The 16276-nt window shown below is 47.8% G+C and carries 14 protein-coding genes; 7 read left to right on the forward strand and 7 right to left on the reverse strand.

Going from position 1 to position 16276, the window contains the following annotated elements; all coding sequences use genetic code 11:
- Positions 1–11: 11 nt before the first annotated feature.
- On the forward strand, positions 12–389 hold the full coding sequence (gene frdD / locus AKJ31_RS16475; protein WP_053410183.1) for a fumarate reductase subunit FrdD: 378 nt from the start codon (positions 12–14) through the stop codon (positions 387–389).
- Positions 390–497: 108 nt separating this feature from the next.
- On the opposite strand, the gene hslU is transcribed toward frdD, so the two are convergent.
- From hslU to priA, 5 genes are all read right to left on the reverse strand, one after another.
- Positions 498–1829 (reverse strand): ATP-dependent protease ATPase subunit HslU, encoded by a 1332-nt coding sequence (gene hslU, locus AKJ31_RS16480; RefSeq protein WP_053410184.1) that lies wholly within the window; start codon positions 1827–1829, stop codon positions 498–500.
- A gap of 39 nt (positions 1830–1868) precedes the next feature.
- Positions 1869–2414 (reverse strand): ATP-dependent protease subunit HslV, encoded by a 546-nt coding sequence (gene hslV, locus AKJ31_RS16485; protein WP_053410185.1) that lies wholly within the window; start codon positions 2412–2414, stop codon positions 1869–1871.
- A 142-nt stretch (positions 2415–2556) separates the two neighbouring features.
- Positions 2557–3099: a cell division protein FtsN gene (gene ftsN, locus AKJ31_RS16490; RefSeq protein ID WP_053410186.1), complete on the reverse strand. Its 543-nt coding sequence runs from the start codon at positions 3097–3099 to the stop codon at positions 2557–2559.
- A 109-nt stretch (positions 3100–3208) separates the two neighbouring features.
- Positions 3209–4216, reverse strand: a complete 1008-nt coding sequence (gene cytR / locus AKJ31_RS16495) for a DNA-binding transcriptional regulator CytR (RefSeq protein ID WP_053410187.1) — start codon at positions 4214–4216, stop codon at positions 3209–3211.
- Positions 4217–4578: 362 nt separating this feature from the next.
- The gene (gene priA / locus AKJ31_RS16500) at positions 4579–6780 is read right to left on the reverse strand and encodes a primosomal protein N' (protein WP_053410188.1); all 2202 of its coding nucleotides are present in this window, start codon (positions 6778–6780) and stop codon (positions 4579–4581) included.
- 307 nt (positions 6781–7087) lie between these two features.
- Here priA and rpmE point away from each other — a divergent pair, with 307 nt between their 5' ends.
- A complete protein-coding gene (rpmE, locus tag AKJ31_RS16505) occupies positions 7088–7306 on the forward strand; it encodes a 50S ribosomal protein L31 (protein ID WP_053410189.1) in 219 nt (72 codons plus the stop codon).
- A 247-nt stretch (positions 7307–7553) separates the two neighbouring features.
- Positions 7554–8831, forward strand: a complete 1278-nt coding sequence (locus AKJ31_RS16510; protein WP_053410190.1) for a malic enzyme-like NAD(P)-binding protein — start codon at positions 7554–7556, stop codon at positions 8829–8831.
- A 132-nt stretch (positions 8832–8963) separates the two neighbouring features.
- Here AKJ31_RS16510 and metJ read toward each other — a convergent pair whose 3' ends face one another.
- On the reverse strand, positions 8964–9281 hold the full coding sequence (gene metJ / locus AKJ31_RS16515; protein WP_053410191.1) for a met regulon transcriptional regulator MetJ: 318 nt from the start codon (positions 9279–9281) through the stop codon (positions 8964–8966).
- 216 nt (positions 9282–9497) lie between these two features.
- Here metJ and AKJ31_RS16520 point away from each other — a divergent pair, with 216 nt between their 5' ends.
- The 3 genes from AKJ31_RS16520 (at position 9498) to metF (ending at position 14207) form a co-directional block, all read left to right on the forward strand.
- Positions 9498–10664: an O-succinylhomoserine (thiol)-lyase gene (locus AKJ31_RS16520; protein ID WP_053410192.1), complete on the forward strand. Its 1167-nt coding sequence runs from the start codon at positions 9498–9500 to the stop codon at positions 10662–10664.
- Positions 10664–13075, forward strand: a complete 2412-nt coding sequence (locus tag AKJ31_RS16525; protein ID WP_053410193.1) for a bifunctional aspartate kinase/homoserine dehydrogenase II — start codon at positions 10664–10666, stop codon at positions 13073–13075. The genes AKJ31_RS16520 and AKJ31_RS16525 overlap by 1 nt, the downstream gene beginning before the upstream one ends.
- 238 nt (positions 13076–13313) lie before the next feature.
- Complete coding sequence (gene metF, locus AKJ31_RS16530; protein ID WP_053410194.1) at positions 13314–14207, forward strand: methylenetetrahydrofolate reductase; 894 nt, start codon at positions 13314–13316, stop codon at positions 14205–14207.
- A 76-nt stretch (positions 14208–14283) separates the two neighbouring features.
- On the opposite strand, the gene zapB is transcribed toward metF, so the two are convergent.
- Positions 14284–14526, reverse strand: a complete 243-nt coding sequence (zapB, locus tag AKJ31_RS16535) for a cell division protein ZapB (protein ID WP_053410195.1) — start codon at positions 14524–14526, stop codon at positions 14284–14286.
- 292 nt (positions 14527–14818) lie between these two features.
- Here zapB and glpX point away from each other — a divergent pair, with 292 nt between their 5' ends.
- Entirely contained in the window at positions 14819–15826 is a 1008-nt protein-coding gene (gene glpX, locus AKJ31_RS16540; protein WP_053410196.1) for a class II fructose-bisphosphatase, read from the forward strand.
- Positions 15827–16276 lie beyond the last annotated feature (450 nt).

Below are 16276 nucleotides of genomic sequence, written 5' to 3' on the forward strand. Positions count from 1 at the left end.
GAGCCGTTGAAATGAATACGAATTACAAAGTAGACAGAGCACCAAAACGTTCAGACGAGCCAGTTTGGTGGGGACTGTTTGGTGCAGGTGGTACATGGTTCGCGATGATCACGCCAGTTACGATTCTGGTGTTAGGTGTCCTTGCACCGCTGGGTATCATCGATGCAGAAGCACTCAGCTATGATCGCGTGGTCGACTTTGCCACCAGCATCATCGGCGCACTATTTATCATCGGTACGCTAGCATTGCCAATGTGGCATGCGATGCACCGTGTACACCACGGTATGCACGATCTAAAAATCCACGCAGGTATCGCGGGTAAAATTGGCTGTTACGCTTTCGCAGGTCTTATCTCAGCATTAGCGGTGGTTTTCATCCTGATGCTATAAGCGACACCCAAAAATAAACATAGGCTGATCGTTCGCTATCAGCCTATTTTTTGCCGATAGAAAAAGAGCCGCTCTTGGGGCGGCTCTTTTATTGCTCTTTATGCTACTTTACAGAATAAAGCGGCTTAGGTCTTCGTCTTCAACAAACTCACCTAGGCGCTGCGATACGTACTGCGCGTCAATCGTCAGCTTAGTCCCCGCTTTGTCTGTCGCGTCAAAGGAGATTTCATCCATTAGACGCTCCATCACGGTGTGTAGGCGACGAGCACCAATGTTTTCTGTGGTTTCGTTAACCGTCCACGCCGCTTCTGCGATCTGCGTGATACCATCTTCGGTAAACTCAATGTCGACGTTTTCGGTCTTCATCAATGCGATGTACTGCTCAGTCAGCGACGCTTTTGGCTCCGTCAGGATACGTTTGAAGTCGTGACTTGATAGCGCTTCAAGCTCAACACGGATCGGCAGACGACCTTGTAGTTCAGGGATCAAATCCGATGGCTTCGCCACTTGGAACGCACCTGACGCGACAAACAGGATATGGTCAGTTTTCACCATGCCATGCTTGGTAGAAACCGTGCTACCTTCGATCAGCGGCAGTAAATCACGCTGTACACCTTCGCGCGAAACGTCTGGGCCTGAGCTTTCACCACGTTTACAGATCTTATCGATCTCATCGATAAACACGATACCGTTGTTTTCAACGTTATAGATCGCTTGCTCTTTTAGCTCTTCTTGGTTAACCAGCTTCGCCGCTTCTTCTTCAGTGATCGCTTTAAACGCGTCTTTGATTTTCAGCTTGCGTTTTTTCTTGGTGTCACCCGCTAGGTTTTGGAACATACCTTGTAGCTGGTTGGTCATCTCTTCCATACCAGGAGGCGCCATGATTTCCACACCCATTTGCGGCGCTGCAACATCGACTTCGATCTCTTTATCGTCGAGCTTGCCTTCGCGCAGCTTTTTGCGGAACACTTGGCGCGTATTCGAGTTTTCTTCCGACTGCTCGTTTTGTCCCCAAGCGTCACGCGCTGGCGGTAACAAGGCATCAAGAATGCGTTCTTCTGCTTGCTCTTGCGCACGGAATTTTACTTTTTCCATCGCTTGTTGGTGGGTCATTTTAATCGCAACGTCAGTGAGATCGCGGATGATCGTTTCCACTTCTTTACCAACATAGCCCACTTCGGTGAACTTAGTCGCTTCTACTTTAATAAACGGCGCATTTGCCAGCTTCGCTAGGCGGCGAGCAATTTCTGTTTTACCCACACCAGTCGGACCAATCATCAGAATGTTCTTTGGCGTTACTTCAACACGTAGGCTTTCTTCAAGCTGCATTCGACGCCAACGGTTACGCAGCGCAATCGCTACTGAGCGTTTGGCTTTTTCCTGACCAATAATATGGCGGTTAAGTTCATGAACAATTTCGCGAGGAGTCATTTCAGACATAATCAGTTTCCTTAAATCTTTGGGCCACTATCTTTGGTTTTATTCAGCGATTTTATCTGCTGGGATTTCTAGTTCTTCGATAGTGTGGTGATGGTTGGTGAACACGCAGATGTCACCAGCAATTTTCAGTGATTTCTCTGCGATTTCACGCGCATCTAAGTCGGTATTTTCTAGTAACGCAGTCGCGGCGGCTTGGGCAAAGTTGCCACCAGAACCAATCGCAATCAGATCATTCTCCGGCTGAACCACATCGCCGTTACCAGTAATGATCAGAGACGCGGTTTCGTCCGCGACAGCCAGTAGCGCTTCAAGCTTACGCAGAGCACGGTCGCTACGCCAGTCTTTCGCTAGCTCCACCGCCGCTTTGGTTAAATGGCCTTGGTGCATCTGTAGCTTGCTTTCAAAACGCTCAAACAGGGTGAACGCGTCGGCAGTACCACCAGCAAAACCTGCCAGTACTTTATTGTTGTAGAGGCGACGCACTTTGCGCGCATTGCCCTTCATTACTGTGTTACCTAGTGATACTTGTCCGTCACCAGCGATGACGACTTTGTTATTACGGCGTACAGATACAATGGTAGTCACGAGTAGGGCCTCATAGTTGCTTTAATTTCTGTGTTAAAGGATATATGAGGATCTGAGTAAAGGAATTCAAGGGGAGAACACAGGCAACAAAAAACCCACAATAAGATTTTCTTAATTGTGGGCTTTCAAAAGTAATGAAGGATTAGGTGTCTTTCCAGATCGCACACGGCTCAATCTTAGCGCGTTGCAGTTTGTGCTTATCGCGTTCTGCATCTCGCTTGAACTTATATGGACCTAAAACCACGCGATACCAACTGCTGTCTTCTTTCTTGCGTATCTTGCTATTGATGCCTTGGAAAGCGATATCCAACTTACGCGCTTCTGCTTGCTGCGCTGTTTTGTAAGCGCCACATTGCATGATGTAAGGAATTTCGGAAACTTCCAACTCCTTCGCTTTTACCGAGATTTCACTGTTTGGCAGCGACTCCACGTAATCCCATTTCTCTTCAGGAGGTGGTGGCAATGTTTTCTGTGGTTTCGGTTTTGGCTTAGGTTTGGTTTGCACAACAGGCTCCGGCGGAGCAGGATCGTTACTCAGCGTGTATAGGCCATAGCCAAATCCACCAACCAATAAGACAGCGATAAGCCCGCTGCGCCAAGGTTTTCTGCGTGGCGCGGTTTTCTTCGGCGCTGGTTTACGCCCTCCGTTGCCACGACCACGTTTTACATAATCTCTGTTTGCCACTGTTGTACATCAATCGTTTGTTACCACTACCGCTATGTTAATTCAGAACGGCATATGATGACAGAGTTGAAATAAAAGCGGCGCTATAATTTGAGCCGCCGAAATGGATTTAGAATACGCGCGGTGGCGCGGCACTTTCCCTGACCACCAGCTCAGTTTCCAATAGTCGAGAACCCGCACGCACATCGTGACCACGCAGCAGTTCTAGCATCATCAACATCGCCTGGCGGCCGATTTCATATCTTGGCTGAGAAATGGTCGTCAATGGTGGATCGCAGAACTGGGCGAATTGGATGTCATCAAAACCGACGACAGACAGGTCCTGTGGTACACGCAGGCCCTGTTTTTTCGCCTGCTGAATCGCACCAATCGCCATTGCATCATTGTGACAGAAAATCGCTGTTGGTGATTCTGGTAGCGCCAGTAATTGTCGAACCGCTTTCGCGCCTGCTTCAAACGTGAAATCACCATACACACAGTAGTTGGTATTCATGTTAATACCCGCACGACGTAAGGCTTGTTGATAGCCTTGGTGACGGAACTGACACAACGCAGCATTTTCTGGACCGGAGATCTGCGCAATGCGCTTATGCCCCATCTGCGTTAGGTAGTTCACCGCTTCGAAAGCCGACGTTAGGTTATCGATATGAACAGTTGGCAACTCTAGCTCAGGAGCAAACTCACACGCCATCACCATTGGCGGCAAATTCTTTTGTTCTGGCTTGCTGACATCAAAAGGGAGGTCGGTGCCCAAAAGTAGCATACCGTCAGCTTGCTTAGTAAAGACGAGGTTTACGAATGAACTTTCGCGTTTTTTCTGCTGGCCACTGTCGCCAAGTAGAACAATGTAGCCGTGCTCCATCGCCGCGTCTTCGATGCCACGAATAATCTCTGTGTAATACGGGTCACAGATGTCTGGAACAATGGCAATAATGGTTTTTGATTCGTTACGACGCAGGTTTCGCGCTAAAGAGTTTGGTGAATATCCAGCTTCTAGCACGGCATCTTCTACGCGTTTTCGCGTCGCTGAAGATACTTTCTCCGGATTCATCAACGCTCTAGAAACTGTCGCTGTCGAAACTCCCGCTAGCTGGGCAACATCCTTCATTGTCGCCATAAGTTTTTTACCCTCTTAACTTTCCGAAATTGACAGTCTGGGCTGTCGAAATTTGAAATTCTCGCACATTAACCGCGCAGAATGCGCCATGATGAGCTAAAGCTCACTCTTATCTAACCCACAAAAGCAAACGATTAACTTGTTGTAATTTATGGTGCTATAAAATAAACAACACCTAGTTTATTCATTTCGTCGCACAAAGTTACGGGAGATTTAACAAAAATAGGAGTCACAGCAAGATCTGAATCACAAATAAATGAAAAAAGTGCAAGCACGAGACACATAAGCGCGATATGCATCTTCGTTAACAGCAAACTCAATAAAAACACATGACGGTAAAAGCGATTATTGATAACAAATTTTTAGCTTAGATCTTGCGGCTCGATATCCAATGTCCAACGTACTTTCTTGGCGTCCGGTAAGATTTGTATCGCGGGTTTGGCGCTTGCCAGTAACTTCTGCATCGTCGAACGATTTTGCGCTTGTAGCAGCAACTGCCAACGGTACTTCCCTGCTCGTTTCGCCAATGGCGCAGGGGTCGGCCCCAGTACCATACAAAACTCGTCAAACAGCGGGTGTGCTTCGAGTGTATGACGCACTTGTCTAAGGAAGCTTTCGACTTGCTCGCTGTGGTTGGACTCCGCTCGGAACATCGTCAGAAAGGAAAACGGCGGTAACATTGCCAGTTTGCGCTCTTGCAACGCTGTATCGGCAAAATGACGATAGCTTTTGGTCAGCAAAGCCTGCAGTAAACTGTGTTCAGGGTGATGAGTTTGCAACACCACTTCACCGGGTTTACTCGCGCGGCCAGCACGACCAGCGACCTGAATAAACAACTGTGCCAGCCGTTCAGATGCGCGGAAATCGCTACTGTAGAGCGAACCATCCACGTCTAATAATGCGACTAGCGTGACGTCTGGGAAGTGATGCCCTTTTGCCAGCATCTGCGTCCCAATCAAGATTTGATATTCGCCGTTGCGGATCGACGTCAGTGCGCTTTCAAGACTGCCTTTACGTCGAGTACTATCACGGTCAATACGAATGGTTTTGAACTCAGGAAACAGCTCGGCCAACTGATTTTCAAGCTGTTCTGTCCCCACCCCAACCGTCACTAAGTGCGTTGAACCACATCCCTGACACTGATGAATGATCGGTTGTTGCGAACCACAATGGTGACAGCGGATTTCATTGCTGTTTTGGTGATAGGTGTAATAGGCATCACAACGTTTGCACTCGGCAATCCAACCACACTCATGACACATCAACGCCGGAGAAAAACCACGACGGTTGAGAAACAGCATCACTTGGTTGCCTGCTTGCAGGTGTTTACGCATCTCGGCAATCAGTGCGGCAGATAAACCACTTTCCAGATACGCACCTTTAATATTCAGTACTTTGTTGGTCGTCGGTACCGCACTGCCCGCACGATTCGACAACACAAGATGATGGTACTTGCCAACCAAAGCGTTATGTAAGGTTTCTAGTGCCGGAGTGGCAGAGCCAAGAACGATCGGAATCTGTTCTTTGTTGGCACGCATGACAGCGACATCACGAGCGTGATAGCGCAAGCTGTCTTGCTGCTTGTAAGAGGTATCGTGTTCTTCATCCACGATGATGATGCCCAAATCAGCAAACGGCGTAAGCAACGCAGAACGCGTACCAATCACGATCCCCGCCGCTTTATCGCGCGCGCAGAGCCATGAATTAAGTCGTTCGGTCTCATTCAAACCAGAGTGAATAACTTCAACCGGCACATTAAAACGTTTCTTAAATCGGTTGATGGTTTGTGGCGTCAGACCAATTTCAGGTACCAAAACCAGCGCTTGCTGGCCCTTTTCCAATACGGGTTTGATTAGGTTCAGGTACACCTCAGTTTTGCCCGATCCCGTCACCCCTTCGAGTAAAAAGCAGCCAAAGCCTTGTGAACTGTTGACCGTCGCAATCGCGACCGCCTGCTCGGTATTGAGCTTGGGCTTGTCGACATCCGCCTCTACATCTTTACTCCAGTCACGCACGACTGGTTTGTTTTCTATCGATTCAATCCAACCTTTCTCCACCAGCGTTTTTAACACCGCAGAGCCTATTTCTTCGTCGATAAATGTTTGATGAGCAACAGGTCCAGATTCAAGCATGTGCATCACTTTGGCTTGCTTGACCGCGCGACCAAAGCCAACCATTAGCTGGTCTCGTCCAGCCGCAGTCAATCGCCACTCAACCAAGGCGGCGAAGTCCGCTTCTTTGCCTTTTCGCAATGCACTGGGCATCGCGTTAAGCAACGTATCGCCGAGGGGATATTGGTAGAACTGACTACACCAATGCAGCAACTGATAGAGCTTTTCTGGCCACACCGGTTGGCTGTCGAGCACTTGCTTTATCGACTTGAGTTGCTGTTCGCTGAACTCCGAATGATTGACCAGCGCGGTAACGACCCCAACAAGAGTCTGACGTCCGAATGGCACAGAAACACGCCCACCGATGATCGGAAACAGGTGAGGCGGAATCAAATAGTCGAACTGTTTATCAAGTGGAACAGGCAGAGCCACTCGGGCAATCGTCGGTCGCATATAGGCCATTAGGAATGAAGAAAATCAACTCAGTTAGTCTAAGGGAAAAGCAGGAGACGTCAAAGCCTCATCCAACGCTCTGGATTGCCATCCGCCTCTTTCCGTACCACGGGATAGAAATGAACAAAAAAGTACCACTTTCTGCGGTAAATTGGTTGATCCCAGCCAGTGGATTCATTACTATATCGCGCCTTAGAGATATGGCTTGCTTTTTGAGCAGCGGTATCCAAGCTAATTTTTTATTAACTACGTGTGGTGTCCGGCTAAGATTCGGATAGCGACACGGCCTATATTTAGAGGTTCTCCCATGAAAACTGGTATCCACCCAGAATACAAAGCAATCAAAGCGACTTGTTCTTGTGGTAACTCTTTCGAGTTCAACTCAACTCTAGCTAAAGATTCTATCCACCTAGACGTTTGTGACAAATGTCACCCATTCTACACTGGTAAGCAACGTATCGTTGATACTGGCGGCCGTGTTGATCGCTTCAACAAACGTTTCGGTGCACTATCAAGCAAGAAGTAATTTCTTCCTTGTAACCGAATTAAAAAAGGACGCTACGGCGTCCTTTTTGTTTTTCTTCTCTCGGCAAACAGAGCTTTGCCATTCCATAAACGACATTTCTCAGCGTGTTGTTAGCGTATCTGGTCTTATCTCCAGTGAATTCCCACATTTTGTAGTGATTGGTCGCATTACCACCTATGCAGCTTGACTTAGTTACTCTAAAATGGGTGCCCCCTTTCCTTATAATTATTAACGAGTACCCACACCTATGTCAGAAGACAATAGCCAAGAACTATCTCCTGAAGAACAATTTCGTCAGCAAGCGCTTGATTACCATGCCTTCCCAACAGCAGGTAAAATTTCAGTTGAACTCACTACACCTGCAGAGACGGCTAACGACCTAGCTCTAGCCTACAGCCCAGGTGTTGCAGAGCCTGTTCGTGAAATCGCACAAAACCCTGACAACATCTACAAGTACACGTCAAAAGGTAACATGGTCGCGGTTATCTCAAACGGTACGGCGATTCTTGGCCTAGGTAACTTAGGTCCTATGGCTTCTAAACCAGTAATGGAAGGTAAAGCGCTACTATTCAAACGCTTTGCTGGCTTAGACTCAATTGATATTGAAGTAAAACACCGCACGATCGAAGAATTCGTCGACACAGTAGCGAACATCGCTGACACATTCGGTGGTATCAACCTAGAAGATATCAAAGCACCAGACTGTTTCGAGATTGAAAAGCAGCTGATTGAGCGTTGTGATGTACCAGTTTTCCACGATGACCAGCACGGTACTGCAATCGTAACGGCAGCGGGCATGCTGAACGCGATCGAACTGCAAGGTAAGAAACTAGAAGAAGCGACTATCGTTTGTCTGGGCGCGGGCGCAGCAGCAGTCGCGTGTATGGAACTACTGATCAAGTGTGGCGCGATGCGCGAGAAGATCTACATGCTTGACCGTAAAGGTGTGATCCACACTCGCCGTGATGACCTGAACGAGTACAAACAGCTGTTCGCGAACAACACCGACAAACGCACACTTGAAGACGTTATCGACGGTGCAGACCTATTCCTTGGTGTTTCTGGTCCAAACCTACTATCTCCAGAAGCACTTAAGCTCATGGCTGACAAGCCAGTTGTTTTTGCCTGTTCAAACCCAGATCCAGAGATCAAGCCAGAGCTGGCTCATCAAGTCCGTGATGACCTAATCATGGGTACTGGCCGTAGTGACTACCCGAACCAGGTAAACAACGTACTTTGTTTCCCATTCATCTTCCGTGGCGCACTTGATGTTCGTGCTAGCGAAATTAACGATGAAATGAAGCTGGCAGCGGTTGAAGCTATCCGTGAACTAGCGAAAGAAGAGGTACCAGCTGAAGTACTAAAAGCGGCGGGTGTAGATAGCCTTGAGTTTGGTTCTGGTTACATCATTCCAAAACCAATGGACCCACGCCTACTTCCTCGCGTAGCAAAAGCAGTTGCTCAGGCGGCAGTAGAATCGGGTGTTGCTCGTATCGAAATTCCAGCAAACTACATGGAAGCTTAAACGCTCAAGTTTCAAATAAGAAAAAGCCGCTGATTACAATCAGCGGCTTTTTTGTTTTTAGACAATGACCAGCATAAGCGAAAAAGGTGTGCTTTGACTTTATCGTGTGTGCGTCAACACAACACTTCGTTATTAGTCGTCAAACGCCTCAAACTCAATCCCCATCTCCGTCATCAGTTGTTTTGCTTCTGTTGGGATGTCATCAGGACGGTCTTTACGTAGGTCTTCATCGGTTGGCAGTGGCTGACCGGTATATGCGTGCAAGAACGCTTCACACAACAATTCACTGTTTGTTGCATGGCGCAAGTTGTTAATCTGGCGGCGTGTACGCTCGTCGGTTAACACCTTCAATACTTTAAGAGGAATAGAAACCGTAATCTTTTTTACTTGTTCGCTTTTCTTTCCGTGTTCAGCGTATGGACTAATGTATTCGCCGTTCCAATCTGCCATTGCGCACCTTTGTAATTCTTCGTGTTTAAAAGTTAGGGGTGCAATTTTAGCGGGATTCATGGCTATAAGCAAAGACATATGGACGTCTAGAAGTGTTGACGTCTTTAAAAATGAGAAGTAAAGTGGTCGCTATGGAACCGGAGTTACATATATCTAACACCTTCAGGTATAGCGTAATCCCTACAAGATGTCACCAACGTTCGAAAGGAAACACTTATGAGCGCCCGCAAGCCAGCCACTATCGCGGTACGAACTGGTATCGAATCTGACACACAGCACCACGCTGTCGTACCCCCTATTTACCTATCGACTAACTATGGCTTCCCGGCTTTTGGTGAAGTACCAACTTACGATTACACCCGTTCAGGAAACCCAAACCGAGGACTGCTGGAAACAGCACTGTTTGAACTGGAATCTGGCAAAGGTGCTGTCGTCACCAACTGTGGTACTTCGGCGCTCAACTTGTGGGTTTCCGCCTTCATCGGACCGGATGACTTGATCGTTGCACCGCACGATTGTTATGGCGGCACATACCGCCTGTTCAATACGCGCTCGCAAAAAGGTGATTTCAAAGTCTTGTTTGTTGACCAATCCGACGAACAAGCGCTTGCGGATGCACTCGCACAGAAACCTAAGTTGATCTTGCTAGAGACGCCGTCTAATCCGCTGGTTCGTGTGGTCGACATCGAAAAAGTATGCACTCAGGCAAAGCAGATTGGTGCACTAGTTGCGGTAGACAATACCTTTTTGACACCCGTGTTCCAAAAGCCTTTAGAGCTGGGCGCAGACTTTGTTATCCACTCAACCACTAAGTATATCAATGGCCACTCAGATGTAATTGGTGGAGTCGTTATAACGAAAACGGCGGAACACGCGGAAGAACTGGCTTGGTGGGGCAACTGTATCGGTGCGACGGGTACGCCATTTGATAGCTATATGACGTTAAGAGGCATTCGTACGCTGGGGGCTCGTATGAAGGTGCACGAGGAAAGCTCGCAGCACATCCTCGCATATCTAAACGAACAAGAACTAGTGGGAACCATCTATCACCCTAGCCTACCAAGTCATCCAGGCCACGAGATCGCCAAAAAGCAGCAGTCGGGCTTCGGTTCAATGCTGAGCTTTGAGTTTGCAGGTAGTTTTGAGCAGTTGAAGTACTTCGTTGGTGGATTGGAACTGTTTTCTCTTGCCGAATCTTTAGGTGGTGTTGAGAGCTTGATCTGCCACCCAGCCTCTATGACACACCGCGCAATGGGAGAGCAAGCGCTAGCAGAAGCAGGCGTAACTCAGCAGCTATTGCGACTGTCTGTCGGCCTAGAAGACAGCGAAGACCTGATTGCGGACCTTGAGCAAGCCTTTAATAAAGCGAAGGAGGCATTTTAATGACTGCTTCACGTCAGTTGCACAAATTTGGTGGCAGTAGCTTAGCCGATCCTGAGTGCTATCGCCGCGTCGCGAAAATTCTCAAAGAATATTCTGGGAACGAAGACCTGATCGTTGTCTCTGCAGCAGGCAAAACGACCAACCGCTTGTTGGAGTTTCTCGACGGATTAAACAAAGACGGACGCTTGGCACATGACGCATTGAATTCACTGCGTCAATTCCAAACTTCGCTAGTTGAAGAACTGATTCAAGGTGAAGAACAAGCATCACTGCTCGCGACATTAAAAGACGAGTTTTCGACTCTGGGCGAGTTAACTGCACCACTCAGCGAAGCGGAAAAAGCAGCAGTACTCGGTCATGGTGAAACGTGGTCGTCTCGCCTTCTGGCAGCGTTGCTCAATCAGGAAGGGCAACCAGCCATCTCCCAAGATGCAAGAGCTTTCCTGCGCGCCGAAAGCGGAACTCAACCTGAGGTTGACCGCGGTGCATCTTACCCATTGCTCAAAGAAATTCTTGCACAACATGCTCATCACCGAATAGTGATTACGGGCTTTATGGCGCAAAACCATCAAGGTCAAACCGTCTTGCTTGGCCGAAACGGTTCAGATTACTCGGCTACCGTGATCGGCGCGTTAGCCGAAGTATCACGTGTGACCATTTGGAGTGACGTTGCCGGCGTTTTCAGTGCTGACCCACGATTTGTGACTGATGCTTGCCTCTTGCCACTGCTAAGACTGGATGAAGCAAGTGAGCTTGCTCGTCTGGCAGCACCAGTACTCCATAGCCGCACATTACAGCCTGTCGCTCAAAGCGCCATGGATTTGCACTTACGCTGCAGCTATGAGCCAGAATCAGGTTCAAGTCGAATCGAGCGTGTCTTAGCTTCTGGTCGAGGTGCCAAAATCATCTCTTCACTCGATGAAGTGCTGATCATCAAACTGAATTTTGCTTCTGGGCACGATTTCCAACGCCTAGAAAAAGAAGTGCTGGCCAACTTAAAGCGCGTACAACTTGAGCCGCTTACCTACGAGGTGCAAAAAGACAAGCACAGCTTACGCTTGGCTTACACCGCTGAGATCGCAGGTGGCGCGCTAGAGTACTTACAAGATGCAGCCATCGAAGCGGAAATTAAACTGCAAGAAGGTTACTCATTAGTTGCAGCCGTTGGCGCGGGTGTCACGAAAAACGCCAACCACTGTTATGGCTTCTACCAAAAACTCAAATCCGCGCCGGTTGAGTTTATTTCCGAGTCCAATTCGGGCCTTAGCTTAGTAGCCGTGCTGCGCACAACCGATACCACACCGTTGGTTCAAGCTATCCACAGCCAATTGTTCCAAGCACAGAAGCGTGTGGGTATTGCACTGTGTGGTAAGGGCAATATTGGCTCAAGCTGGTTGACGTTGTTTGCTGAGCAAAAAGCAGAACTTGAAAAGCGTCGTGGTATGAGTTTCGAGTTGATTGCTGTCGTTGATAGCCAAACCTACTGGTTTAACCCGCAAGGAATCGACCCTGCGAGCGTCAGCGCCCATTTTGACGAAGAGTCGGTGTCTTACCAGTCCAGTGAGTGGATTCGCAAGCTAGGCGCCGTACAGGGCTATGACGATGTAGTCGTACTCGACGTCACAGCAAGCAAAGAATTGGCCGGTAAATATCTTGAGATCGCCGAGCAAGGCATGCACTTAATCTCAGCCAACAAGGTGGCGGGCTCCGCGCCAAGTCACTACTACCACCAAGTCCAAGATGCATTTGCAAAAATCAATCGCTACTGGCTGTACAACGCGACAGTAGGCGCAGGCTTACCAATTAACCACACGGTAAGAGACTTACGTGAAAGCGGTGACGAGATCCAAGCCCTATCTGGGATTTTCTCTGGGACACTCTCTTGGTTGTTCCAGCAATACGACGGTTCTGTCCCGTTTGCTGAACTGATCGACTTGGCTTGGCAACAAGGTTTGACCGAACCTGACCCACGCAACGATTTGGATGGTTCCGACGTGATGCGTAAGTTGGTGATCCTTGCCCGCGAAGCCGGACTCGAGTTAGAGCCTGAATCAGTCAAAGTCGAAAGCCTTGTACCAGAAGAACTGGCTGAGCTGTCACTGGATGACTTCTTAGATAAAAGCCAACTACTTAGCGAATTGCTGGCAGAGCGTTTAGCGAAAGCCCAACGTGAAGATAAAGTACTGCGTTATGTGGCTCGTCTTGAAAAAGATGGCAAAGCCACCGTTGGCGTAGAAGCTCTGAGCAAAGAACACGCGTTAGCTAACCTACTACCGTGCGACAACATCTTTGCCATTGAGAGCAAATGGTACAAGGATAACCCACTGGTAATTCGCGGACCAGGTGCCGGACGAGAAGTTACATCCGGCGCGATCCAGTCGGACTTAAACTTGCTTTCGAGCTTCTTGTAATCTCTTCAAGCAATTGATAATTAAGGCTTAGCACAAGAGTTACTGTGTTAAGCCTTTTTTCTTTTCTCTACCCTTCAACCTGATCTTCAATCTATCTCATACTAAACTTGAGAAAAATTCATAATCACAGTGTTGACATTAAATCGTATTCAATTCATTCTGTGGACATATAGACGTCTAAACGTCAATTCAAGGATTATGAAGTTTGTGGGCTGAGTTCTCACAGGGAGAGAGTAAGATGGGATACACACACGCAGGCCATATTGACGCCTTAAACCAGAATATCGCTGATTTTTCGGACAACATTAATGTTTCTTTTGAGTTCTTTCCGCCGAGTAGCGAAAAGATGGAAGAAACACTGTGGAACTCAGTACACCGTCTTAAAACGCTAAAACCAAAATTTGTCTCTGTCACTTATGGTGCAAACTCTGGTGAGCGTGACCGCACTCACTCAATTATTAAAGAGATCAAAGCGGAAACAGGTCTGATTGCTGCTCCCCATTTAACTTGTATTGATGCAAACCGCGACGAACTGATTCAAATCGCTGACGACTACTGGCGTAACGGTATCGAAAACATTGTCGCTCTGCGTGGTGATATTCCACCGGGGGGGGGTAAGCCTGATATGTACGCATCTGACCTGGTTGAACTGCTGAAGTCGCGCCATGACTTTGATATCTCTGTCGCAGCTTTTCCGGAAGTTCACCCTGAAGCAAAAAGTGCTCAAGCGGATCTATTAAATCTAAAACGCAAAGTAGATGCTGGTGCTAACCGCGCGATCACACAGTTCTTCTTTGACGTTGAAAGCTACCTACGTTTTCGTGACCGTTGTGTGGCTGCAGGAATCGATGTAGAAATCGTTCCTGGCATTCTTCCTGTTTCTAACTTTAAACAAGCGTCACGCTTTGCCGCTCAAAATAACGTGCGAGTACCGAGCTGGATGGCAAAACAGTTTGAAGGCCTAGACGACGATCCAACAACTCGCCAGTTGGTTGGAGCAAGCCAAGCGATCGACATGATTCGTGTTCTATGTCGTGAAGGTGTGAAAGACTTCCATTTCTACACACTAAACCGAGCAGAGATGACATACGCGCTGTGCCACACTTTAGGTGTTCGTCCGACTGTCGCTTAAGTTTATAACTCTCTCTTCCTGAAACGAAAAAGGTTGGCATATGCCAACCTTTTTACTATTCGATATAGAGTAAAACTTACTCTACTTCATCCATCTTACCTAGTAGGTTACGGATGCGGTCTTGCCATGCAGCGTGCTCTTGCTGCATTTGCTGTGCTTTCTGCTCTAGTTCTTCACGGTGAGAACGAAGTTCACTTGCTTCTGCTGCTAGTTTGTCTTTCTCTTCTTTTAGTTCTTCAACTTCCATTTGTAGAAGAGAGATAGTGTCAACTGCAGTTTGGATTTTTGCTTCTAGCTGTTCTAGTACTTCAAAAGACATCTGGGCCTACCTTTAGATTATTCGATTAATGTGAAGGGCTCTCCACTCAATACCCTCATTCTACTCAGCCAGAGAATGATAAACACGCCCTATATTCGATATTTTGCACCATTCGGTCAAAAAAACATCACAGATTAACAAACTTCTGACGTAATCCAGCACTGCGTACCAGATGAGCATATTTGAACACTGTTTTGATCGAGTTCAAGTCAGATTGGCTAAAATAGCAAACGTTTCCCTTCCATTGTGTTAGAATCCTGCCGTTTTCTTAATCCCTTACTTTGGAGTCATCATGAAACGCGATTTAGCAATGGCATTTTCACGAGTCACAGAAGGTGCTGCGTTGGCAGGCTATAAATGGCTTGGCAGAGGCGATAAAAATGCGGCCGACGGTGCTGCGGTAGAGGTCATGCGCACCCTACTCAACAAAACCGACATCAGCGGCGAGATCGTGATCGGTGAAGGTGAAATTGATGATGCTCCTATGCTTTATATTGGTGAAAGTGTTGGTCTAGGTGGCGACGCAGTGGATATCGCTGTCGATCCGATTGAAGGTACTCGCATGACGGCAATGGGACAATCCAACGCGCTAGCGGTACTTGCAGCAGGTGAAAAAGGCAGCTTCTTAAAAGCGCCAGATATGTACATGGAAAAATTGGTTGTTGGTCCTGGTGCTAAAGGCTGCATTGATCTCAATAAGCCGTTAAAAGAAAACTTAGAGAATATCGCTAAAGCGCTAAACAAATCGTTAGATAGCTTAGTTGTGATCACACTCGCTAAGCCTCGTCATGACCAAGTCATTGCTGAAATGCAGTCAATGGGCGTACGCGTATTTGCAGTGCCTGATGGTGACGTAGCAGCCTCTATTCTGACTTGTATGCCAGACAGCGAAGTCGATGTAATGTACTGCATTGGTGGTGCTCCAGAAGGCGTGGTATCAGCCGCTGTTATCCGTGCACTTGATGGTGACATGCATGGCCGTCTACTTCCCCGTCACGAAGTAAAGGGCGATACCGAAGAAAACCGTATCTACGGGACTGCAGAGCTTAAACGCTGCGCTGAAATGGGCGTTGAAGCCAACCTAGTACTCAAGATGGAAGATATGGCACGTAGCGACAACGTTATCTTCTCAGCCACGGGCATCACTAAAGGTGACCTATTAGAAGGTATCTCTCGTCAAGGAAATATCGCGACAACAGAAACACTGCTTATCCGCGGTCGTTGTCGTACTATCCGTAGAATTAAGTCTATTCACTACCTAGACCGCAAAGATCCAGAAGTGAGAGAGAATATCCTCTAATACCAGCACTCTATTTTAAGGTCAGCAAATATGCTGGCCTTTTTTGTACATAAAACTGACGTAACAACCAACGATGCGATGCCTTGAAACCTAGAATCGTGGATATGCAAAAGCCCAAGTCGTCAGACTTGGTCTTTTTCTTAATTCGAAGAGCCGATTATTTCTCTGGCTATGTCTTTGTTAGGGGAGGTACTGGTAGCTAGAAGCGAAGAAACTCTGTCCTAAGCTCAGTTTTGAATAAGCGATGAAATGGTCGGTCTTACGCTCAATTGGATTCGAACTCGAGCAAGGCTCATTCGATTTCCTTTCCACATACGAAAAAGCCCTAGAATTTCTGCCGGAACGCGTAGTTTAGGGCTTTGTCTGAATCAGTGGCTGACGGGCGGGGACGCCTGGTTCAGGGTTGCGGTCAACGGGCAAACCTTTTGCGGGACTCGTTGGTCGAAGACC

It is taken from the genome of Vibrio hepatarius, assembly GCF_001274785.1.
Lineage (GTDB): Bacteria > Pseudomonadota > Gammaproteobacteria > Enterobacterales > Vibrionaceae > Vibrio > Vibrio hepatarius.